At 46.5% G+C, this 23,456-nt stretch carries 23 protein-coding genes; 6 read left to right on the top strand and 17 right to left on the bottom strand.

The window, feature by feature from the left end; genetic code table 11:
* Positions 1-69 precede the first annotated feature (69 nt).
* Together ABWW54_RS19820 and ABWW54_RS19815 are read left to right on the top strand one after the other, a co-directional pair.
* Positions 70-1,188: a sensor histidine kinase gene (locus tag ABWW54_RS19820; RefSeq protein ID WP_353414926.1), complete on the top strand. Its 1,119-nt coding sequence runs from the start codon at positions 70-72 to the stop codon at positions 1,186-1,188.
* Entirely contained in the window at positions 1,181-1,912 is a 732-nt protein-coding gene (locus tag ABWW54_RS19815; RefSeq protein WP_353414925.1) for a LytR/AlgR family response regulator transcription factor, read from the top strand. Before ABWW54_RS19820 ends, ABWW54_RS19815 begins: the two co-directional genes overlap by 8 nt.
* On the opposite strand, the gene ABWW54_RS19810 is transcribed toward ABWW54_RS19815, so the two are convergent.
* Both ABWW54_RS19810 and ABWW54_RS19805 read right to left on the bottom strand, forming a co-directional pair.
* Positions 1,909-2,307: a hypothetical protein gene (locus tag ABWW54_RS19810; RefSeq protein ID WP_353414924.1), complete on the bottom strand. Its 399-nt coding sequence runs from the start codon at positions 2,305-2,307 to the stop codon at positions 1,909-1,911. The two genes, ABWW54_RS19815 and ABWW54_RS19810, sit on opposite strands and share 4 nt — an antisense overlap.
* Entirely contained in the window at positions 2,304-2,612 is a 309-nt protein-coding gene (locus tag ABWW54_RS19805; RefSeq protein WP_353414923.1) for a hypothetical protein, read from the bottom strand. The genes ABWW54_RS19810 and ABWW54_RS19805 overlap by 4 nt, the downstream gene beginning before the upstream one ends.
* Before the next feature lie 139 nt (positions 2,613-2,751).
* On the opposite strand from ABWW54_RS19805, the gene ABWW54_RS19800 reads away from it, so the two are divergent.
* Both ABWW54_RS19800 and ABWW54_RS19795 read left to right on the top strand, forming a co-directional pair.
* Positions 2,752-3,564 carry a helix-turn-helix domain-containing protein gene (locus ABWW54_RS19800; RefSeq protein ID WP_353414922.1) on the top strand — a complete coding sequence of 271 codons (813 nt, stop codon included), beginning with the start codon at positions 2,752-2,754 and terminating at the stop codon, positions 3,562-3,564.
* Positions 3,565-3,733: 169 nt separating this feature from the next.
* Positions 3,734-4,174, top strand: coding sequence for a DUF3088 family protein (locus ABWW54_RS19795; RefSeq protein ID WP_353414921.1), 441 nt, complete (start codon positions 3,734-3,736; stop codon positions 4,172-4,174).
* A gap of 35 nt (positions 4,175-4,209) precedes the next feature.
* On the opposite strand, the gene ABWW54_RS19790 is transcribed toward ABWW54_RS19795, so the two are convergent.
* The 5 genes from ABWW54_RS19790 to ABWW54_RS19770 all read right to left on the bottom strand — a co-directional run bounded on the left by ABWW54_RS19790 (position 4,210) and on the right by ABWW54_RS19770 (position 10,101).
* Positions 4,210-5,325: a glutathione S-transferase family protein gene (locus ABWW54_RS19790; RefSeq protein WP_353414920.1), complete on the bottom strand. Its 1,116-nt coding sequence runs from the start codon at positions 5,323-5,325 to the stop codon at positions 4,210-4,212.
* Positions 5,326-5,350: 25 nt separating this feature from the next.
* Positions 5,351-6,529 (bottom strand): acetyl-CoA C-acyltransferase, encoded by a 1,179-nt coding sequence (locus ABWW54_RS19785; RefSeq protein WP_353414919.1) that lies wholly within the window; start codon positions 6,527-6,529, stop codon positions 5,351-5,353.
* A gap of 87 nt (positions 6,530-6,616) precedes the next feature.
* Positions 6,617-7,528 (bottom strand): 3-hydroxyacyl-CoA dehydrogenase NAD-binding domain-containing protein, encoded by a 912-nt coding sequence (locus ABWW54_RS19780; protein ID WP_353414917.1) that lies wholly within the window; start codon positions 7,526-7,528, stop codon positions 6,617-6,619.
* 250 nt (positions 7,529-7,778) lie between these two features.
* Positions 7,779-8,915, bottom strand: a complete 1,137-nt coding sequence (locus ABWW54_RS19775) for an acyl-CoA dehydrogenase family protein (RefSeq protein ID WP_353414916.1) — start codon at positions 8,913-8,915, stop codon at positions 7,779-7,781.
* Between the two features lie 10 nt (positions 8,916-8,925).
* Positions 8,926-10,101, bottom strand: a complete 1,176-nt coding sequence (locus ABWW54_RS19770) for an acyl-CoA dehydrogenase family protein (RefSeq protein ID WP_353414915.1) — start codon at positions 10,099-10,101, stop codon at positions 8,926-8,928.
* Positions 10,102-10,371: 270 nt separating this feature from the next.
* Here ABWW54_RS19770 and ABWW54_RS19765 point away from each other — a divergent pair, with 270 nt between their 5' ends.
* Together ABWW54_RS19765 and ABWW54_RS19760 are read left to right on the top strand one after the other, a co-directional pair.
* The gene (locus ABWW54_RS19765) at positions 10,372-11,256 is read left to right on the top strand and encodes an ABC transporter ATP-binding protein (RefSeq protein WP_353414913.1); all 885 of its coding nucleotides are present in this window, start codon (positions 10,372-10,374) and stop codon (positions 11,254-11,256) included.
* Between the two features lie 11 nt (positions 11,257-11,267).
* The gene (locus ABWW54_RS19760) at positions 11,268-14,825 is read left to right on the top strand and encodes an ABC transporter permease/M1 family aminopeptidase (protein WP_353414912.1); all 3,558 of its coding nucleotides are present in this window, start codon (positions 11,268-11,270) and stop codon (positions 14,823-14,825) included.
* A 110-nt stretch (positions 14,826-14,935) separates the two neighbouring features.
* Here the strand turns inward: ABWW54_RS19760 and ABWW54_RS19755 are convergent, their stop codons facing one another.
* From ABWW54_RS19755 to ABWW54_RS19710, 10 genes are all read right to left on the bottom strand, one after another.
* Positions 14,936-15,712 carry a DUF4097 family beta strand repeat-containing protein gene (locus ABWW54_RS19755; protein ID WP_353414911.1) on the bottom strand — a complete coding sequence of 259 codons (777 nt, stop codon included), beginning with the start codon at positions 15,710-15,712 and terminating at the stop codon, positions 14,936-14,938.
* Between the two features lie 266 nt (positions 15,713-15,978).
* Entirely contained in the window at positions 15,979-16,125 is a 147-nt protein-coding gene (locus tag ABWW54_RS19750; RefSeq protein ID WP_353414910.1) for a hypothetical protein, read from the bottom strand.
* A 12-nt stretch (positions 16,126-16,137) separates the two neighbouring features.
* Entirely contained in the window at positions 16,138-16,683 is a 546-nt protein-coding gene (locus ABWW54_RS19745; RefSeq protein WP_353414908.1) for a DUF4386 domain-containing protein, read from the bottom strand.
* An 86-nt stretch (positions 16,684-16,769) separates the two neighbouring features.
* The gene (locus tag ABWW54_RS19740) at positions 16,770-17,570 is read right to left on the bottom strand and encodes a DUF2306 domain-containing protein (RefSeq protein ID WP_353414907.1); all 801 of its coding nucleotides are present in this window, start codon (positions 17,568-17,570) and stop codon (positions 16,770-16,772) included.
* Positions 17,571-17,593: 23 nt separating this feature from the next.
* Positions 17,594-18,625, bottom strand: a complete 1,032-nt coding sequence (locus tag ABWW54_RS19735) for an ABC-2 transporter permease (protein WP_353414905.1) — start codon at positions 18,623-18,625, stop codon at positions 17,594-17,596.
* An 8-nt stretch (positions 18,626-18,633) separates the two neighbouring features.
* Positions 18,634-19,479, bottom strand: a complete 846-nt coding sequence (locus tag ABWW54_RS19730; RefSeq protein ID WP_353414903.1) for an ABC transporter ATP-binding protein — start codon at positions 19,477-19,479, stop codon at positions 18,634-18,636.
* On the bottom strand, positions 19,479-19,856 hold the full coding sequence (locus ABWW54_RS19725; protein WP_353414901.1) for a GntR family transcriptional regulator: 378 nt from the start codon (positions 19,854-19,856) through the stop codon (positions 19,479-19,481). Before ABWW54_RS19725 ends, ABWW54_RS19730 begins: the two co-directional genes overlap by 1 nt.
* A 210-nt stretch (positions 19,857-20,066) precedes the next feature.
* A complete protein-coding gene (locus tag ABWW54_RS19720) occupies positions 20,067-20,489 on the bottom strand; it encodes a secondary thiamine-phosphate synthase enzyme YjbQ (protein WP_353414900.1) in 423 nt (140 codons plus the stop codon).
* Between the two features lie 127 nt (positions 20,490-20,616).
* Entirely contained in the window at positions 20,617-22,140 is a 1,524-nt protein-coding gene (locus ABWW54_RS19715) for a trehalase family glycosidase (RefSeq protein WP_353414899.1), read from the bottom strand.
* A complete protein-coding gene (locus ABWW54_RS19710) occupies positions 22,133-23,446 on the bottom strand; it encodes an MFS transporter (protein WP_353414897.1) in 1,314 nt (437 codons plus the stop codon). Before ABWW54_RS19710 ends, ABWW54_RS19715 begins: the two co-directional genes overlap by 8 nt.
* Between the last annotated feature and the right edge of the window lie 10 nt (positions 23,447-23,456).

The raw sequence follows: 23,456 nt of genomic DNA, 5'->3' as shown, positions 1-23,456 counted from the left end.
TGAAGTCAGCACTCGGTCAACCCGTCTAAGCAGACTGATGCTAGCCACGTCTATTTAAGAACTTATTCAATGAATCTAAATCCTCTTAGCGCACGTCACCATCACCCGTACATCTGGGGGCTATGTGCATTCTGGGGTGCCGTATTTATCCTTAATACCGGACCACATTGGGAAATCTATTCCTCGACGCGTGAACTCCTGGAAACCGCTGGAATGAAAACCGGCCTTCAATTTTTTGTGGCTGCCATCACGATCAACTCCTTGGTTCCGGCATTCCTAGAGAAAGGTCGCTGGGTGTGGTTTGCGGTGACGGTATTTCTGATTGTTGTGGTGGCCTCAGAAATCAATATCGTGATACGAGTGTTGTATTTAGAGGTGTTGTACCCAGAGAGCTATAAGCGCTTCCTTTCCTTGTTTTCTCACATGACTCTGTTTGAGCGCATGGATTTGAGCTGGGCAATGCGCTATATACTCTTTACTAAGGTACCCGAATTTACCTTCCCGACGGTTTTATTGGTCGCATACAAGTTCTATCAAAAACAACAGGGACTGCTTAAGTTAAAGGAACAAAGGATTTCCGCTGAACTTGACGCGTTAAAAAACCAACTCAATCCGCACTTTATATTCAATACACTCAATAACATTTACGCGCTGTCATTGAAAAAGTCAGATCAAACGCCTGTGGCAGTCGAAAAGCTGTCTGCGATACTCGACTACGTGGTTTACCGATGCAACGAAAAATTCGTCGACATCAACGCGGAAATCGAGCTAATTGAAAATTACATAGCGTTGGAAAAAATCCGTTACGGAAAGCGCCTTCAGTTTTCCTTAGATGTGGATCTGAAACACAACCTCACGATAGCGCCCTTAATTTTGCTGACACTTCTCGAAAACGCCTGCAAGCACGGTATCAGAGAAGAACTGCAACAGGGATATATCCGCATTGCCATCAAAGAAAAAAATGACTCTCTCAATATTGTTATCCACAACTCAAAGCCCGGTCACTCAACCAATGACAATGATAAGGCTCAAAAGGTTGGCCTAGCCAATCTAAGAAAGCAACTTGACCTCTTGTACCCTGACACTCACACCCTGCAGATAGAGGACAAACGCGAAAGCTACAGTGCAACACTGTCTCTTGACACCCAATACAACCTTGCTAGCGAGGCTTCTAAACACAATGGCTAACGTAAAATGTCTTATCGTCGATGATGAGGATTTGGCGCGCGACCTAATCCAAGCTCATCTGTCTCAGCTGACAGGTTATGACGTGGTCGCATCTTGCGCTAGCGCCATTGAAGCCAGTCAAGTACTCAAAAATCAAACCATAGACTTGATGTTCTTGGATATTGAAATGCCTGTGCTAAAAGGCACAGACTTCTACCAAAATCTAACCAATAAACCAAAGGTCATATTCACCACGGCGTACCGCGACTACGCGATAGATGGTTTTGAATTGGATGCCGTCGACTACTTGTTAAAGCCCATCGTGTTTTCTCGGTTTTTCAAAGCCATAGAAAAATTTTCAGCCAGTCTAAAAAAGACTGATTCCTCCCTTACCGAACCCTCGTCGACCATCAATCAACAACGTGAAGCGAACGCGACTAAACACATATTCGTACGCAAAGATCGTAAGCAGGTAAAAATACGGCTGTCCGACATATTGTATGTACAAAGCCTAAAAGACTACATTAAGATCTTCATGGAGTCTGGTTCCCACATTATTAAACAACGAATCAGCGCGTTTCATGACGAGCTCGGTCATGACTTCCTCAGAGTCCACCGTTCCTACATCATCAACAAAAGCAAAATTACCGCCTTCACTAAACATGATATCGAGATAGGCGATATTGAAATTCCAATAGGCGATGCTTACCGAACGGAGCTGCATAAACATTTAGAGGTGTGTTAAACAATCTCCCTAAATTTTACCCAAAGAGTCCAACTCAATAGAGTGAAAAGCACCACACTGCAAATGATATCAATTGTGATTACCCTAGAGATCTGCGGTGATATCGAAGAGGTCACGCTTTGTTGAACAACCGAAAGAGCCACAAACGAAACGGTGCTGACGAACCCAATGAGCAAGCCCACGGTGTGGTATTTCGCTTCAATACTGAGCATCATCAACGTCACCCCCAATACGCCAAAAAGAACGGCTCGATGCCTAAGTAACAACTCTATTTGAGGATCATCAATGTCGATACCATACAATTTATGCAAATACGCCACGCCTAAACTGCCTAAAACTGGCAGAGTATGAAGTAAACCGACAGCCGCTAAAATCACACCAACCATGACATTCATGGTTGATTATTGATGCTTTTAGAGCGGGCTTTATCGGTCGCCAAATACAGCAAGGGCCCAAAGCTACCTAACAACAGCGTTATTCCAACAAAAGGCCACGGATTGCGTCCGCTTTTTTTGGCTTCGGGAATTATCCAACCTAGCAACAACACGCAGGCAATCACTAAGTCGGCGAAGACCTGCCAGCCAGCAGGACTGTGAAGTTGGTAATCAAGAACGCCTATGTAACCAACTTTATACACCGCGTAGGCGGTAAGGGCTGTAAACGGAATTAGGATAAAAATTGCTAAGCTCTTTCGGTTCATCGTCTTCTCTGGTTGTTTCGTTTGTTGACCTTAGCCAGTGTGCCGCCCAGAATGCTTAGATTCAATTACCTCAGAGGTCATTGAATTCGGCCCTGTGAGCAGCATACTATTAAGTCTCCAAACGGACCGGTAGTCACCCATGACAACAGTAAATATTTCGGCGCAAACCTCATTCAATTCAGTCCTAAAAGGGTGGCGAAAACGAAAAAAACTTTCTCAGTTGGATTTGGCCTTAGCGGCCGAAGTATCGCAAAGGCATTTAAGCTGGCTGGAAACGGGCAAGAGTAAACCTAGCCGAGAGATGGTCGTGAGACTGGCTGAGGCATTAGACGTGCCGTTAAGAGACCGCAATCAAATTTTAAACCTTGCAGGATTTGCAAACCTGTATAGCGAACGCGATCTAACGGAGCCAGCGATGGAGCCGGTGCAGCAAATACTCCAAGAAATACTCACACATCATGAGCCCTACCCTGCGTTCGTTCTCGATCGTAATTGGAATATAAAGCTGAAAAACGACGCAGCCGGCATTCTTTTTGAGGCCCTAGGGGACCCCGAAAAGGTCTGGCGTGACGTCGGCGACACAGGAGAAATGAATATTGCTCTCCTGACGGTTCATCCAAACGGGCTCAGAAAGTTCATTTCCAATTGGCATGACGTCGGTCCTCCCTTTGTTCGTCGGCTAAAAAAGGAAGCGCTCGATTCTGGAAATACAGCTCTTATCGAGAAGAGCCGACGCTTGCAAGATCTGGCTGGGGAACCCGAACTTATTGAGTCAACACACCCTGACCTGCTGCCTGTCTTGCCTTTGGAAATTGACTTGGGCGGGCCAATATTGACGCTGTGCTCGGTCATATCCACGTTTGGCACAGCACAGGACATTACCGCAAACGAATTACGTATCGAGGCTTTTTACCCCGCTGATGAGCAAACTCGGCGATTTTTTTCGGAGTAGCATAAGGTATCAATGAGGTATTCAGCCTTAGAATTACTACTAAAGTCGTCTTGGGCCTTCCTACTATGCCAACGGTAAATGGACTTATGGCGCTAAAATCATCACGCCGAATGCTCTATAATGCGACATCTAAACGGCGTTCTCTAACGTAGACTAAACGGCATGCTGAATGCATGCTATTAGCAATTCGGGCGATAAACTAACCTTACGAAGTGAAATCGTATTCGAGGCCATCAAGCTACTCCTAACGACAACAACCAAAATGAACAAAGACACACTTTTCCTCTTAGCTCCCGGCTTCGAAGACAAAAATCGCCAAGAATATTGCCCCGAATGCGCGGAAATTTGGGGGCTAATTTCGTACTACCCGTTTGTAAAGGAAACGATTGAGGTTGTGTACCAGCCAATTTCCAAACCGCGCTCAGCGATAGTGCGAGCGCTGGGCGAAGAAAATCAAAATTGCCCGACGTTAATGCTAAATGACTCGAGCCCGGTTTTCAGTGATTGTGGAATTCAAGTAAACAATGGACGTACGTTCATTAATAACGCGAAAGATATTGGCCGTTACTTGGCTCGCAAATTCGGAACGCCTTACCCGCGCGGCACGTGACATTTCTTAACCGCAATAAATGATCAAGCAGGACATTACTGATCACTCAATTGCAGTACGTTTTTAGTTCGCACCAAACGGTTTTGTAAACCGCGCTGTAATGCATTTGAAAAACCCACTTGTTCAAGCAGCGGGTCCACTGCAGCCGTCCTCGAGTGTTCATCTAAACCTTGATAGAAATCGACGGGTCTCTGGAACATCCATAGACAGTAGGGCAATACCGCCCTTTCGGCGGTGACGCCTTCAACGGTGAACTCATGTGAGCCAATGATTCTCTGTACTTCGGGGGCATCGGGGTTATTTTCTCGCCATGCGCTCAGTAAACGATCGGTGTCTTGCAGCACCGGTAAATGTTCGCTGGCCATTCGCGATAAGATCGGCAACAACGTTTCCGGGACTTCATCGTCATCCAACCACTGTCCGCTGAGCAAAGATGCTGTATCATTCGTCATGCGCCCTACCCATTGACATACGGCAGGCGCCTTTTTTCGCATTAACTTTCCGGGTGCTGGGTCACGAAATAAGTGCGCATAAAGCGGCGCAATGAGCCCAAAATCACCAATACTTGGCTTAGACCCCAACAAAAATTCATGTTGCTCAAAATGCGTTTGCAGGTCGCCCAGTAATGACACATACGAACTTTCTAATGCGGGTATATTTTTCTCAGTAATGCCCAGTCGAGGTACAAACCCCTTAAATTTTCCACCGATTTTCCTCCCTAAAAATTTTTGAATGAAACCTGGCATGTTTGGCGCTGCCATAGAACCAAATTCTCGGTAAATAAAATCAGCATTCATTGCTGGGTAGTTCCACCGATAATGCATCGCCGGTATAACTAACCACTCATCCCCGTAGACTTCCAGCAACAACGAAACCAATTTTTGTTTTGGCGTGGTTGGGTAAACCGAGTGCTCAGGGAATCGTTTTTCTAACTCATCAATGATTGCCGTGGTGTCTTGAATGACCTCATCGTCAGGCGTTTGAACCACAGGAATATAACGCACACCAGTACGAGGAATAATGAACTTTTTATAGACGCTTACCGTCGACGTTATCTCTTCATAGGGAACGCCCTTCTTGCGAAGGTAAGAACGCGCCTTACCCGAATAAAGAGAAAATTCGGCGCCATACAACCGATACAGGTCACTCATACAATATTCCTCGACTGATTCCGTTCTAAGCTACTTCAAACAAACCCGCTGCACCCATGCCACCGCCGACACACATGGTAATCACAACGTATTTCACACCCCGTCTTTTGCCTTCGATCAAGGCATGACCAATCATACGCGAACCGCTCATTCCGTAAGGGTGGCCCACTGAAATCGCCCCACCATTGACGTTCAATTTGTCATTATCAATGCCTAATTTATCTCGACAGTACAGCACCTGAACGGCAAACGCTTCGTTCAATTCCCACAAGCCGATGTCATCGACTGACAATCCATTTTGCCTTAGCAATTTTGGAACAGCGAACACAGGGCCGATGCCCATTTCATCGGGCTCGCAACCGGCAACCGCCATACCGCGATAAATGCCTAATGGTTCGATGTTTCTTTGCTCCGCCAGCTTCGCATCCATGATTACCTGGGCAGACGCACCGTCCGAAAGTTGAGACGCGTTGCCAGCCGTGATTGTTCCACCGTCAATGACGGTCTTCAAACTGGCTAGCCCCTCAGCCGTGGTCTCTCTTAGCCCTTCGTCTTTTGAAACCGTAACATCGAGCTCAGAGGTCTCTTTTGTTTCTTTATCAAAAACCAGCTTAGTGCACGACACAGGAACCAGTTCATCGTCAAACTTTCCAGCGGCGTAACCAGCCGCCGTACGCTGCTGAGACTGCAAACCGTAAGCGTCCATTGAGTCTCGTGTAATGCCGTAGCGATCCGCGACAATTTCGGCTGTTTGCAACATCGGCATGTAAATATGAGGGTGCATAGCGACCAACTCTTTATCAACGGCTCGATGCATGTTCATCTTATCGTTCTGAACCAAACTGATGCTGTCTAAACCGCCACCAATGGTCACCGATTGTCCATCAACCACAATTTGCTTGGCCGCTGTCGCAACCGCCATTAAGCCAGACGAACATTGCCGATCAATAGACATTCCTGATACCGTGGCAGGAAGCCCTGAACGCAATGCAATCTGACGTGCAATATTTCCACCAGTGCTACCCTGCTGCAGAGCGGCGCCCATGATGACATCATCGACTTCGGCTGGGTCTATTCCGGAACGAGCTACAGCGGCCTCGACGGCGGCAGCCCCGAGAGTTGCTCCATTTAAGTTATTGAATCCACCGCGATAGGCTTTCCCAATCGGGGTGCGAGCTGTCGATACGATGACGGCTTCTTTCATAATAGTCTCCTATGTATTGGCTACGTTTGCCACGTTGTTTGTTCTACTAAAGGCCACTTTTTAATTCTAAAGTTGCCGTGTCTAGCATTAGCTGTCAGTTGTTTTCGTTTTATTCAAAAACTCAGGGGCCGCATAATCAGGGCGAGGGTAACTGTAAAACCCCTCACCTGACTTATACCCTAGATTTCCCTTTTCCATACGCTGTTTCAATTCAGCGGCAAACGGTTGTGATGCCGTGGCCATATTTTTACTCATAATATGCCAAACAGTATCCAAGCCAATCTGATCCATCATGCCAAACGGGCCTGCCGGTGTATGGAAATTCCCCATAAAAGAACGGTCAATATCTTCAATACTGCCAACGTCATTCATGTAAAGCTCACCGGCCTTCGCCAGAATCTCGCCAAACATTGCGTTAAAAAGATACCCGTTACTCTCTTTCTTAACGAACACCGGTATGTGATTAATGCGAGTACCGAACTCCATCAAAAGATCTATAACGCCTTGCTCAGTCTTGGGATGAGGCATGACATCAACAATCGGCTGTGTAATTACATCGTGAAAATGAAACGCACAAAAATACTCAGGTTCGCGAATAGAAGGCAACATTTGGGAGGGCAACAGAAATGACGTGTTCGTAGTGACTATCGTCCCCGATGGAAGTCGAGGCGTTAAGTCCCCATAGAATGCCAACTTGATGTCGATATCTTCGATCACAGACTCACTGACTAAATCGACATTTTCAATCGCCTCGTCCAAGCTGGGTGTGGCCAGCAGATTATCAACCGCCTTCTTGGCTTGATCTTCATCAATCTCTCCTTTCTTAAGTAACACCTTCGTCAAGTGAGATTGCATACCCTTGGCGACTTCTAATTGCTCAGCATTGATGTCGTACATGCGAACGTTAAATCCGTCCAACGCACAGCGAAGGGCAATACGCATACCCAGCGTTCCAGCACCCGCGATCATGACATTCTGTATATCGTCTATTGTTTTCATGTATTTCCTAGCAAAAGTTTTGGTTCCTTAATGACAACAAAATCACGCTCATACGCTGTCTGTTAAGCAGGCTCAAAATAAGTCCTAATGACAAGTCTGTTCAAGCGAGCCACACAGGCTACGGCAAATGCGCGACGGCCTGTTCAATCGACCTACCGAATCCACCAGACCGGCCGTTAACATTTCAAGACCCAGGTGAGACGATTTGCATCGTCTTACCTTAGGCCTTCATACTTACAAATCAAAAGCCTTAAGCATACGAAACGTTATTAAAGCGCTCTTGATAAAAGTCGGCGTTGCCGAACATCAGATTGATCATCATCATTCGTTTTACGTAGTGCCCCACTGACAACTCGTCGGTCAGCCCCATGCCACCGTGCAATTGGATTGCTTCATCACCTATCAGCTTGCCATTTTTAGCCGTCAACGTGCGCAGCGCATTGACCAACTTGCTCGCACGAGCTTTCGAAGTTTTATCATCGGTTAGCTCGCACAATGTGCCAACCAACAGCGATTTAACTTGCTCGTAGGCCATGAATGTATCCACCATTCGATGTTGAAGAGCTTGAAAGGAACTGATCGGCACGCCAAATTGTTTGCGAGTTTTAGTGTACTCAACGGTCGTAAGATTAAGCGTTTCCATAATCCCAGACGCTTCGGCACATAATGCAACTTGGGCGTTTTGCAAACTGTCATTGAGCGGTTCATAGGCCTCACCTAGTTCAGTAACCAAGACGCCTAACGCGTTATCAAACGTGATATCAGCAGCTAGCTGCCCGTCCATTAGTGAGTAAGTCGCTTTCGAAACGCCAGAATCTGAAGCGTCCACCAAAAACAAACTCAAGCCATCGGTGTCCATCTGCTCTCCACTGGTCCGCGCTAAGACCAAGAGCTTATCGGCAAGACCGCCACCCAAAACAACAGACTTTGCTCCGTTTATTTTGTAACTTCCGGAGTCATTGTTAGCCGAAGTGATGATGTTACTCATATCAAATCGAGATTGAGACTCATACACGGCCAACGCACCAAATACTGTTCCATCAATGATCTGCGGAATGACCTCACTTTTAACGGTTTCGTTGGTTGCGCCTGAAAGCGCGCTGCCAAACAGGACCATGGTGGGCACAATCGGTTCAGTCACTAACGCCTTACCAAACTCTTGCATGATGGCCGCCAAATCAATGACACTTCCACCGTAGCCACCGTATTGTTCAGCGAACGGTACCGACAACCAACCTAACTCGGCGAAAGTAGCCCAATGAGCTCGGCTAAATCCATCTGCACTGTCAGCGGAGACACAGCGTTGTTCAAAAGAGTAATTGTCCTGTGCCCACTTAACGATGCTGTCTTTGAGCATCATTTGTTCTTCATTAAATTCAAAATTCATGGCTCTACTCCTATAGACCTAACACGGCTTTCGCAATGACGTTTCGTTGTACTTCGTTAGACCCACCGTAAATAGTCGCTGCGCGCCCGTACATGTACTCCTTACGCGATGCAGACCCCGCGCGATGCAAGTCGTTTTGAAATGCATCCACCTGCAACGAGGCCGAGTAAGCGCCAATGGTTTCCATCCGCAATTCTTGCAAGGACTGTTGAATTTCGGTGCCCTTAATTTTTAATAGCGAGGCTTCCGGCCCAGGCGTATCGCCGGCTGACATCGAAGCTAAAACACGCAGATCCATGTATTCCAGTGCCATTAATTCAATTTCAATATCAGACAGCCTATTCTGGAAATACGGGTCATCGATCAAACGGCCACGATGGTTGGTTTGGCTCTTTGCTAATTCTATGATTTCGGCGAGATTACGTTTGCTGTTTGCCACTTCAGCGATCGACGTTCGTTCATGAGCCAACAACGCTTTCGCATACGTCCAACCTTGATTTTCCGCGCCAATGAGATTTTCAACAGGCACGCGGACGTTATCAAACACGACCTCATTTAAACTGTGATGATTGTCGATCGAGTGGATAGGATTAACGGTAATCCCTGGCGTCTTCATATCGATCAGCACAAAACTGATTCCTTGCTGGCGCTTTTCAAAATTACCTGTTCGCACCAAGCAAAAAATCCAATCAGCGTACTGCGCGTAGGTAGTCCAAATTTTGGCTCCGTTAACAATGTAATCATCACCGTCACGCTCGGCCTTAGTTTGCAATGCCGCTAAGTCCGAACCCGACCCTGGTTCAGAATAGCCCTGACACCACCAGTCTTCGCTACTTAAAATTCTTGGTAAGAATCTCGCCTTTTGCTCGTCGTTTCCAAAGTGGATAATTACCGGAGCAACCATTTTCAGGCCAAAGGGCACGACGTCCGGTGCTCCAGCCTCGCAGCGTTCTGTATCAAAAATAAACTTTTGCACAGGCGACCAGCCAGTCCCCCCCAGCTCAGTTGGCCATCCTGGAGCAACCCATCCTTTTTCGAACAACTTGCGCTGCCATTGCGTCGCAACGCCTTTCACATCAGTACCAGCCTCTGCTCGAGCCTTTAAATCCCCAGTGTATTCGGTTTTAAAAAAGTCGCGCACCTCTTGCTGAAATTCAAGATCGGCGGCCGAAAACGAATTGTCCATCGATTACTCCATTAGTTTTATTAACTGTTTTGTAAACAGTATAAACAGAACATGCATTCTGGCAGTGAACAATGTTCAAAATACTGCACGAATCAGGCTCATTTAGAGATTTAGTACAAAATGGAATTCACCGAGAAACTGACGCCGAAGTCGTTGTCTGCGACGACCACATAAAAATCTTAAAAAAGTGAATCCAGATGATTCCAAGCCGCATCTAAGCGATAAAGTAATAACAATAATCCACACGTTGACCTACCACGGAGAACAAGAATGCTCACCATCACAAACATTTCGAAAACCTACGACAACGGTGTAAAAGCCCTGAACAACGTTAACCTAAAAGTTAACAAAGGTCTCTTTGGGCTGCTGGGTCCTAATGGCGCGGGTAAGTCGAGCTTGATGAGAACTATCGCGACGCTGCAACAGCCAGACCAAGGCAGCATTCGGTTTGACAACCTAGATGTACTAAAGCAGCCCAACGAGCTGAGACAACGTTTAGGCTATCTACCACAAGATTTCGGCGTGTACCCTAGAGTCAGCGCACTAGACCTTCTTGATCACTTGGCCATTCTTAAAGGCTTGTCCAACAAGGCAGAACGAAAAGAAGCCGTTGAAGGCTTGCTGGCGCACACCAATCTTTTTGAACACCGGAAAAAGGCCGTCAGTGGATTTTCGGGTGGTATGCGTCAGCGTTTTGGCATCGCGCAGGCACTGTTAGGCGACCCAGACCTATTGATTGTCGATGAACCCACTGCCGGATTAGATCCTGAAGAAAGGAACAGATTCCACAACCTGTTGGTAAGTTTGGGGGAAGAAAAAGCCATCATCCTATCTACCCACATCGTAGAAGATGTGTCAGAGCTGTGCTTGAACATGGCCGTCTTAGGTAATGGCCAAATTTTATTAGAAGGTAACCCACTTGACGTCACGGCTGATCTCAATGGCAAAATTTGGCGAAAGCTTGCCTCTAAAAAAGAAGCGGATGAGCTGGAAGAAAACCTACCCGTAATTTCAAAACGACTGCTTGCCGGTCGAACGGTCTTGCACGTGATGGCCGACAGCCAACCTGAAGGGTTCGAAGCGACGGATGCAAATCTAGAGGATGTGTACTTTTCCACATTACATTCCGCTCGCAACAACCAAAAAGCAGCGTAAGGAGGGGCCAAATGTTATTAGATACTTTAAAGTTTGAGTGGCGCTATTTTACGCGCCAACCGTCATTCATTGTCACCTGCCTCGTGTTCTTTCTATTGCCTTACTTTGGCATGTCCATCGACCAAGTTCAAATTGGGTCTGGCGGGAACGTCACCAAGAATAGTCCTTATGCGATCACACAAGTTTTAGCAATTCTGAGCGTGTTTTCCATGTTCTTAGTGGTGAACTTTGTTGGTAATACCGCCACCAGAAACCACACCACCAAAATGGCGGAAATCGTCAGCACCAAGCCCATTCAACCACTTGGGTACAATTTAGGTCGATTCTTCGGCGCGTATTTAATCTGCTTGACTGTCTTCGCCATGGTTCCAATTGGCGCCTGGATGGGGTCGATTATGCCTTGGGTTGACGCCGAACGAATTGGTCCGAATAAACTCAGTTACTATCTCGCTCCGTTTTTAGTTCTGTCAGTAACGACTATCTTTACTTTGTCGGCGCTTTTTTACGCGGTGGCAAAGCGTACTAACAGTTTAATGATCATGTACGTTGTGGCCATTGCATTATTCATGATCTACAGCTTATCTGGGGCAATTTTTGATCAACCAGATCAGCGGACAATGCGAGCGCTATTAGACCCATTCGGGCTAAACACGTTTGGCGAATACACGCGCTATTGGACCGCGTTTGAACGAAATGGCAGCATCATAGAACTGACTGGCTCGGTGCTGCAGAACAGAGCATTTTGGTTTATCGCCAGCTTATTCATCCTTATTTTCGGCGGCGGGTTAACCAAAAGCCTTGGCCTTAGCACCATCAAGGCGGCAAAAAAAGAACGGGGCACCCCCCTCTTAGAACACGCTCCGGTGAACCCTAAAATCGACTATAAAGCTAACGAAATTTCGGCTTCCGCTCAATTTATGGCTAGGCTAAAATTCGAGTTAAAACAAACCTTCAGCAGCCCGGCGTTCATCATTTTTATGATTATTTCGTTGGTGCAATTGTTTGCCATCGTCTTGACCAATGAAGGCCGGTATGGTCAACCATTCTGGCCGGTAACCCAGGTAATCGTAGAAAGCATTGCCGGTGCTTTTGGTCTTCAAATGCTCATCGTTGTGGCCTACTTTACAGGTGAAGCGGTTTGGCGAGAGCGTACCTCCGGCATGGGCGACATAACCGACTCTACACCCACGCATAACATTGTATTTTGGGCATCTAAACTGATCGCGATTTGCTCAATCTTCGTTATCCTTATGCTAGTTGGCATCCTATGTGGCGTCCTGATTCAAGCCGCTATGGGGTACACCCAATTTGAATTAAGCCAGTACGTCGTTCGTTTACTGTATTTTGACGCTTATGAGTACGTTCTAATTGCTGTCTTGGCTTTCTTTTTGCAAGCAGTCAGTCCCAATAAGTACATTGGTATTATGCTGTTCGCGCTGTTCATCATTAGCACTTTGGTGCTCAATAATTTGGGCGTAGAACACAACATGTTTATGTATGGTGAATCGCCTAACATGATCTACAGTGACATGAACGGCTATGGCGACTCTCTCAAAGCGCACAGTTGGTACATGCTTTATTGGACGGCGTTTGCGGTCATCTTGGGCGTTATCAGTTACGGTTTATGGCATAGAGGAACAAGCTCTACCTTGCGCGAGCGGTTCGTTCAACTAAGATACCAAGTCGGCGTTAAAGGCACGGTTGCAGCGGCGTTAGCGCTAATGGTGTTTGTGGGAGCCGGAGCGAACATAATTCATAACACGAGAATAGTTAACAACTTCACCGGCACCGAGGAATTCCGCGACTTACAAGCTGACTACGAGAAAAAGTACGCTGAGTTCAAAGATTCAAACTCGCCAATGGTCAGCAAAGTGGACGCAAATGTGGCTATCTTTCCTGAGCAACGTCGCGTTGAAGCCAAGGCGAACATTACGATTGAGAACCGCGGCGAACAGGCCATTACAAGGGCGCTTATCAGCCTGCCCACGTACTCCAAAACGGCCAACATAACCATTGAAGGTAGCGAACTGGTTGAGCACGACGAAATTCTCAGAACCGCTTGGCTGAACTTTAGCGACCCGCTACAAGCCGGTGAAGCTCGTTCGGGGACGATGGAGAGTGTCATTGATCATGATGGTTTTAAAGACCGAGGAGAGGATTACACGGTGTTAGAAAACGGAACGTTCATTAACAATGCAGAACTGTTTCCCTCTTTTGGCTATAACAACGGGCTTGAATTACTTGATCGTCACGAGAGGCGCAAACGGGACTTACCTGAACCGGAACGTGCTCACAAACTGGAGGATGAATCGCGTTATGAAGAACACGCCTTCCACCGATCAATGACCTTTATTGACTTCAAAGCCACCATTTCAACCTCGGCAGACCAGATTGCCATGGCGCCTGGCTACCTTGCGAAAGAGTGGGAAGTCGATGGTCGGAAATTTTTCCGATACGAAATGGATTCTCCGATGCTCAACTTTTACAGCATTACGTCCGCTCGTTTAGCCGTAAAGAAAGAGGAGTACAAAGGCGTTTCCATTGAAGTCTATTACCACCCGACGCACGAATGGAATGTTGACGGAATGATTCAATCCACCAAGGACTCATTGGACTACTTCCAATCTGAATTTGGCGAATATCAACATCGTCAGTATCGAATCATAGAGTTTCCACGGTACCGAAGCTTTGCACAAAGCTTCGCCAACACCATTCCGTTCTCCGAAAGTATTTGGTTTAACGACCAACGCTCCCCCGACGACATTGACTTTGTTTACTTCGTAAACGCGCATGAAATGGCACACCAATGGTGGGGACACCAATTAGGCGCTGCAAACGTCCAGGGGTCCGCGGTATTGTCCGAGACCTTAGCCGAATACAGTGCACTAGCGGTAATGGAAAAAGCACTGGGCGAGACCAAGGCTCGGCACTTTTTAACGTACGAGTTGGATGAATACCTGCGAGGACGAACGAGTGAAATACTCGAAGAAAACCCGTTGATGAAAGCGGAGAATCAATCTTACATTCATTACCAAAAAGGGTCTGTAGTAATGATGGCCATTCGCCACAAGATTGGAGAACAACGTTTAAATCACGCATTGAAAGCGCTTCTTGATGAGTATAAATACAGAAGCACTCCCTATCCGACCACACTCGACTTAGTCCGACATTTAAAAGCGGGGGCAAACGAGGTTGAGGGCGCGTTTATTGATGATTTGTTTGAGCAGATCACTCTGTTTGACCTACGCGCCGACAAAGCTGAACTAACGGAACTCGAGGATGGTCGATTTAAAGTTGTCTTAACGGCGTCGGCTAAGAAATTTAAAGCCGATGGTAAGGGTAAAGAAACCGAGCAAGACCTCAAAGAAACCGTAGAAGTGGCTCTGTTCACCGAAAACCCCAATGACTTTGCCGCAGACAACAAGGTCATTTACAAACAAGAGCATGCAATCGTCACTGGCGAGAATACCATTGAGATCATTCTTGATGAAAGGCCCGCCTACATAGGTATTGACCCATTTGTTCGCTACATAGACCGTGATACGGGCAATAACATATTAAAGCTCTAAAACAAGCTATCGGCACTTAGTCGCACCCGTTAAAAAGGCCAGGCTTTTACACCTGGCCTTTTTAACGTCGTCTATCCAGTCGCCGTAGCTACCTAGACAATAATATTTACCTACAGCTCTTTAATTGACACACTGCCGCCACTCGTTCGTAATGTGAGCTCTGGACCACCACCGTTGATGGACCCTCTGATTCGAGTTTTCTTGACCTTTCCATCAACATCGAACTCACTTTTCACTCTGCCACCACTGGTACTCGCATTAAGATCAATGGCCATAGACGGCACTAAATACGCGGATATGCTTCCACCAGACGTTGTCAATTTACAATCATCCGTGAGTTGCTTGGAGAGTTTTGCCTTAATGCTTCCTCCCGACGTATTGGCGTCAATGTTCCCATAGACGTCATCGACCGTGATGGATCCGCCGGAAGTTTTGACGTCAACGTCTCCGTTGATCTGGCCAAGTTCGATTGATCCACCGGAGGTATAAGCATCAATTTCACCGTTTAGATCCTCAATTTCAATTGAACCACCACCGGTCTTTAAATCTAAATTGTAGGACTTAGGAACCTTGATGGAATACTTCACACTCAAACTGTAATTGCCCCACCCACTGTCCTTATCACCGTCAATTTTCACGTCCGAACCGTCCTGTTCAAACGTAACCGTAAAATCGTCAGCGTTCTTACCCCGCTTATCAACTCGAATCTCAACGGTATCGCCATCATGAGACTCAATATCGATCGCCCCAGAATCGGAATCAACGTACAGTGTTCCGCCAGCTTCAACATTGAATGATTTCTCAACGGTATCGGCACTGGCTTGAGTTAATCCAATCGCAGCGAATGTCAGTATGCCGGCTCCGGCTATTACTAAAGTCTTTTTCATGTTTGTCTCACAGAGAAGTTGTAATGGTTTGATGTTAAGACGTATGAAAACAGAAAAGGGTTTACAACAAACTCGATATTATTGAAATCTCTGAATTAACATAGGGGGTTGCTGGCAATGGTGGACGAATTCGGAACAACAACATCAACGCAGCAGATTGCCTAAACACCCGCTGAACGCGCCCTCAGTTTTACGCACCAAGAAGCAAGAATTGAACGCTGAACGTCGGTTAAACTCGCGCGATTTTTCGAATGCATTCGATTCGATTATTGATGCGCTGAGAACTCGATTGACTTAGCACCCTTAATCAACAACCAGACACCGGTGACAATTTCGCTCACAAACATCGGGGCCCATCCGTACTGAACGACGGCGCTGTATTCAGGCAGCACCATGAAAAGCATGGCCGTCACAATCGCCAACACCTATGCCATAACCCCAAATATCGAAATGCCTACTGGGAGTATATTCGCCCTTAAGAACGTGACGAAAAACAGCGTCGACCCCACTCCAAAAAACATCACCGAGATATTGAACCCCACATTTTTTGCATCAATTAAAAGGTCTATTAATAGCTTACTGTGGACGGTGAGTTCACCTTCGTAATTCAGATAGAAGTGGAAAATAGTAAAGGTGAAAATTGTTGTTACGGCACCAATAAATGCTTCCCCCAGCCTCCAAATCATGGCCATAAGAGCAAAGTTTTTATTGTGTTGACGGGCCAATACATACAGCGCGTAAGCCAACACTACGGTAAAAATTGGCGTGATTATTTGTAAGATAATGCCCGATCGATAGAAAAACTGCCGCTGTTGAACCACAGCTGACAGTCCCTCCAATTCAACACCATCGACCACACTGCCAATTAGATATTCACCCGACATATACAATATAATTAGTAGCAGATACACCGAACCTGCTACTACGGAGAAAGCTCTTATCTGTTGGCGATGATTTAGCTGCTCTGACATAAAACCTTCCTCTCTTTCAGTATTCCATCGAACGCCAGAGCGTCCTACTGTTAGCTTGACCCTGGTCTATTGGGCGCTCAGTCCCTCTAACTAGAGGGAAACCACATCATCGCACTGGCCGCACCAACTCCGACTAGCGTGGCCAAACAAGAGATCGACAACAACAATGCCACCCCCAATTTAAACGTACTATTTTCACTTCGTTGAGCCCTTAAATAGAGCTCCAACATGGCTAGCGGTAACAGAAACTGAGCATAGGAAATAAAATAGAGTGCAGGCCCAGTAAAGGTCTCCATGTCCATGCCAACAGGCCCTTGATTGACGACAAACCACAACATCAACCCAATGCGAAAAAACCACCCAGCATTGGCGACCAAAAACAACCGCAGAGCCCACCTTCGATGCTCAACAAAACGTCGCGACCTTGCGGTCATGTAAGCTAACGCCGAAAACAGTAACACCAGCCCCCCTGCTGAACTGGTTCCTAAGTCCATAATGAGGTCACCTGGAATCTCCCGCGTGAAAATCAAATATTGGCCGGCCAAGCTACACACGATTGCACTGACCATGAACAAACGTCCGTTGAGACGATGAAAGACTGGAAACCGCGTTCTTAGACTGGGCAATAGTTGCAGCAATCCCCCACTGATGACCACCAGAGCTAAACTTAGGTGCGTCACCAAGAAAAAGTTGCCTAAGGTATCCCCCTCAATAAACGTGGTACCTGGTTCGGTGTCAGAAAAACCAAACGCGGCTCCACCGTAATGCACGATCACGTACAGAAAGAAAGCCATCAAACCTGCAACAGCTATGCAATACCAAGCCGAGGCAGCCCATTTAAGCTGTTTATTAAATGAACGAGGGCGTTCAAAAGCCGTAGCATCCATAATTATTTCTCCAAATCTAAAAGTTAAAGCTCGAAGCGGTGCTGTCTATGCCATGCCGCTGAGTAAATGAGTATTGCCGCTACAACTAACCCAAGTAGCAGACTGCCAAATGAATCAATCAAAAAGGTGTGTAGATACTGGCCGACCGTATCCACTTGGGCATACGTCTCCAGTAGAGTGAATGGCGAATGAGCATTTAGAAAGCCGAAAACGTAGTCTGTGCTAAATAGAATTCTCTCAATAATGCGTACGACAATAATTGGCACCACTAACATAAGAAATGGCATTTTTTTCGCTCTAGCCGAAACAAAAAGCACTAACGCAAAAACAGGTGCACACCAGACCAACGCCAGGAGGAGCACGGCTGTAGGCCAAATCACCATCATTGAAAAGTTCATGCCGGCACTGTCTCGGGCCACCATGTCAGCGGGCAGTGCGATATTTGCGTATGTCATGAGAACAACGCCCGATACCCAGGCGACGGCAATGGCAACTCCGCCGAATCCTAAAATGGCGAAGCAGTATTTAGACAGAACCGTTGTAACGTCAGATACGGGCATGGTTTTCCAGTACAAAATACTCTTGTCGCGGCGGTCGTTATACAAACTCGACAAGGAGTAAAATAGCGCCGCCAACCATGCGGCCGCTAAATACGCTCCCACATACCAAAAGGTTTCATCTTCTGATTGTTCGCCCGCTTCACTTTTGACGTCCGACTCTGCATTCAGTTGAGACTCTGTGTTCGAAAGTTGAGACTCTCCATTCAAAAGTTGAGACTCCTCACGCTCACCGTTTTGACCATCGGGGCTCGCGTCACCTAGCTTGCTGACGGACTCGCTATTAGGCTCATCTACGCTCAGCTCTTGCCCATCTACTGAGATGTCAATTTTGATTGAATCATCCATTTCACTCAAAAAGGAGTCCTCCACATGATGAGAAAACGTGGCTACAATCGCCATCAAGCAAAAAATCCCCGTCACGATCATCGGCATAATGACGAGAAGCCTCTTATACTCCCAATACTCTCGCTTAATTCCATACAAAAACTGGTTCATATCAACTCCTAACTCATCGTGGCAACGAACAAATCCGCCACGCCTGGTGTTCTCGTGGCCCCATATTCACTCAACGCACTGGCTGGGACTCCTTTAAAAAGTAAGACATGCGCTCCCAAAACCTTACGCTCATGCAGTGGTTTGTACGCCCTAGCCTTTTCCAGGTTTTGCTCGCTCACCTCTACCTCCACATAGTCATCACCAAGGCGCTCCATTTCAGCACTTAATACCGAGTTGCCATTTTTTATGAACAACAGATCAGTGAGTAAATGTTCGACTTCCTCGATTTGATGCGTGGTGATCAGAATGGTTCGATTCTCATCAAAATAATCATTCAGCAGTTGCTCGTAGAATCGTTTACGATACAAAATATCTAATCCAATGGTTGGCTCATCGAGCACCAAGAGCTTGGCGTCAATCGAGATGGCTAATGCAAGATGTACCTGCGTGACCATGCCTTTTGATAGCTGCGAAATCTTACTGGTGAGCCTAACCTCCGTTGAGGAGATAAATCCATCGGCTCTGTCTCGATCGAACTTGGGGTGTACTCCGGCTGTGTATTCAAGTAGTTGATTGACCGTCATCCAGCTCGGCAGTATTGCCGTATCTGCGATATACGCAACGTCACTCAGCATTCCCATACGTTGAGTGCTTGGGTTTTTACCCATTACTTGTAATTCTCCTTCATAGCCAGTCATGCCCATCAGGCACCTCAAAGCCGTTGTCTTTCCAGCCCCGTTAGGCCCGATCAAGCCCATGATTCGGCCTGGCCCCAGCTCTAAGTTAAAGTTATTTAGCGCAAACGAATCGCCGTAGATTTTAGTAAGCCCTTTGGCTCTAATCATGGATTCCATTAATCACCCTTTTTATTTTGAAAATTGGTTAAGGCTTTCTTTAAGTCGTCGATCGACATGCCGATATGCGCAATTCGCTCTAATAGCTTGGGAACCTCTTGCTCTTTAAATTTGACTCGTTCAGCATCTATTAATCGCGCTCGTGCGCCCTCGAGCACAAACATCCCACGACCTCGTTTCATTTCTAGAACTCCTTCGTCTACCAACTCTTGGTAAGCTTTTGCTACAGTTAAATGATTGATTTTCTGCTCAGCCGACACCTGCCGAACTGAAGGCACAAACTCCCCCTCTGTGATTAACCCGTCCATAATCAGTCCGGCTACACGATCGCGTAGCTGCTTGTAAATGGGCAAATCATTGTTCCACTGGTCTGACATATAAGTTAATTTGATATAGTGTTATACATTACTATATCACCATATCTAAGAAATTCAAGTAGACGAGCGAATTTCATTTCAATCGCCATCTAACGCAAGGTGTAAATTAATTGCCGAACCGGCATTGTGCTCAGATCCATTGAGCATCTTAAAGACTTAGTCGTGAGCTCTTACGCTGATGCCCAAGCCTATGTTAGAACAACACAGACACTATTTTCCGCTTACAGTAACGATCAACTGTCGTGAATGGGAGGCATAGCGATGTTCGTACAGAAACAACCCTTGCCATGTGCCTAGGTTTAACCGTCCACGGGACACAGGCAATGTCACGTCGTTGGTGGTTAACACAGATCGAACATGAGCCGCCATATCATCGTCCCCTTCATAATCATGCCTATATTCAGCGTCGGCGTCAGGTGCTAACCGTTTAAGTATGGTTTCCATGTCAGTAAGCACCGTGGCATCGGCATTTTCACATAACATCAACGACGCACTTGTGTGCTTTAGGAACACATGAGCCAATCCGGTTGTCACGGAGGCACCGTTGACTGCATCGTCGATGACGGCGGAGATGTCTATTGCACTCCGACCAGGGGTTTTCACCTGCAGCTCAGACTGATACCAGATAGTCATATTATTCCTCTTTACGCAAAGTCGTAATAAGACATTAAAACTCCTTGCCGTTCAACTGATGTAGCGCTCTTGATTTTAATCAACGAAAAATTAAATGAAAATTGTTGATTCATCCAAGCAAAACCCGCTACACGCGAGCATCAATGTTAAGCGCATTCATAAAGCTAACCAGAACGCCATTGGTCCAACCAAACCCATGCTGGACATTATACTCGCCACCTTCAGCCAACAGACCTATTTCATCTACATTGTATTTTTCTAATAGATACCCGGTTGACTCATACACCACTCGATTATTATTAACCCAATTCAGCGCGCCGGCGTTCGCTAATTCGCGGAAACCATATTTGGTCAAACCCACATAGGTAATCCACTGCAACGGCGCCCAACCGTTTGGAGCATCCCACTGCTGACTCGAGTTAGCTAAGGAGGTAACCCATCCTCCGGCACGCAGAAAATCAGTCTCTAATTTTTTCGCTATTAGACTGGCTTGAGCATGATTTGCTGCTCCAACAAAAAGAGGAAACACGCCCGCAAGCGACGGAGTTGTGCGCTGGGTAAGATCGGCTAAATTCAGATCTAAGAACATGTCATGTTCGGGGCTAAAGAACAGCTCCTGAAGAAGCTGTTTACGACAACTTGCTTTGCTTGAATACAAATCGGCATCCTGATATCGCCCCAAAGATTCATAACAAGATGCTAAGGTTGCCTCGAGTTTATAGATCAACGCGTTCAAGTCCACGGGAATCACAGACGTTGTTTCAATGGACTCTAAAGACTTGCTTTCACCTAGCCAACGAGTCGAAAAGTCCCATCCTGATTCGCATGCCGCTCGTATGTCGCGAAAAAGACTGCCTTGAACTCGTGACGATTCTTTGGCTAACTGAACATCCTCCACAAAACTTTCTGGTCTGGGGGTATCGAGGTCATCCCAGTAGCGATTGAGAAATCCATCACCAACACGAATTACACGATCTGAACAGCCGCCTTGAGCCTCGATTTCACCCGCTCCGTGCATCCAAAACCGATACTCTGATTCCAGCAACCCAATGTAACTGGCGTAAATGTCATCGGCTGGTTTGTGCCTCGCCAACAGTTCAATCATTAATGACGCAACCGGGGGTTGTGATCTGGAGCAAAAGTAGCTTCGGTTACCATTTGGGATATGACCTACCACATCATTTAGATAAGCAAAATTGTCCAGCATATTCGTGAGCATCTCAGGACCATGATCCTCAGTGTAGCCAAGCATCGTAAAATAGCTGTCCCAGTAATATATCTCCCTAAATCGCCCTCCAGGAACCAGATACTTGTGCGGCAAAAACACCAACGAAGAATGTTTCTGCGCCTTATCCGACGCTCTTTCGAGTGTTATCCACATGTCATCAAGATGCTCTCTCAACGACGAGCGTCGTTCTTTTTTTGAAAGTGAAAGTTCATTGCCAGCAGGGAATTTAAAATTCTTCTGCAAAAACAAAATCAGATCAAAATCTGGGCCACCCACGCTGTTCAAAAACTCTTGATTGACCGCGACAGGGTCGTATAAAGCAATCGCATCGACGAACACTTTAGAGTCCGGAAAAATTTCACTCGTTTGAACCAATTCAAACAACTCAGGAAACGCAAGTTCATTCGAAAACACGTTAAACACTCTGCACCTCGCCCTGATTAGTCAGTGCATTTTGTGCCTGCCGATCACTGAACTGCTTGAGAAAATACAGAGCAGCAAAGATTCCAACTAAAGGAACTAACGAACAGTAGAACGCGCGCGAACCGCCAAGCACTTCAAATAGCGTGCCAGTGATAAGAGAACCTAATGTGCCTCCCAGAGCCGAAAAAACAACAATCAAGCCAGTCATTGGGGCATGCTGTGTTTGCGGCAATGCAGATAAAACCACGGAATTGATGATAGGATAAATCGGAGACAAACAGAGCCCGATTAAAGGAAAAACGAAGGCCGCTAACGGCGCGTCGCTCCACCCGGTTACCACGTTCGTCACCGCAACGGCATCAGCCAATGGCAGCGCACTTAATACCAACAACCCGGATAACCCTAAGCAAACGCACAACAAAAAATACCAACCAATTTTTCTTACGACATAGCCAGCGATTAACCTCCCAATTGCAATAGAAGCGGCCAATATACTGGTCATTTGAATACTCAGAGAGGCAGGCAAACCCAATACAGAATTATTAAACGTCGGTAGCCATGACATGATGCCTTGCTCGATTAACACGTAGAGAAACACACTGATGACGAAGACGAGTACCACTGGCTGTTTACACAAGGCCAACATGTCAACGAAGCTTCTTAGCGCTGGTATATCCGCTTGTTTCTTACCCGATTTCTCATCCAATGGAGCAATAAGGAGTGCTAAAAACGCCAGCAAAACGATACCCGATATCGGGTAATAGACGTTATACCAAGCCAAACTCAAACTGTCAGAATCATCCACAAAGGCACTGAAAAGAAAGTACCCCGACAGCACGCCAACCATAAAGAATGCCTCTAAAAAACTCATCATACTGGCGTGTTCTCTGCGACCGGTTGTCAATAAACCTATCGTCGAGAAGATCGACACCTTAACAACCGCAAAGCTCACACCAACGAGCGCAAACAGTGCTTTGTTCATCCACATTGACGGAAATTGTGGCATTAACAACAAAAATAGGAACACAGCAAACAACGCCACTAACATAGAGCGCTTATACCCTGCGCGCGCGATAAAGGCGGCCACTAAAAAGGACGCAATGGCAATACTTAGGTCTTTGTAAGCTTCCAGAATAGACGCGTCCGATGCCGACACTGAAAACGTTGCTTGAACCTGCAGAATTACCGAACCCACGCTATTTAACAAAATAGCGAACACAAAGTAATTCAAGAACAAAGAGACAATTAGGGTTGTTTTACGTTGATGCATATCGTTGTATGAAAACCGTATCTTGGTTAATGACATTACGTATTTA

Source organism: Arenicella sp. 4NH20-0111 (assembly GCF_040366405.1).
Taxonomy (GTDB): Bacteria; Pseudomonadota; Gammaproteobacteria; order Arenicellales; family Arenicellaceae; genus Arenicella.
Note: the sequence above shows the minus strand (reverse complement) of the source record. Positions and strands in the feature narration are given on the sequence as shown.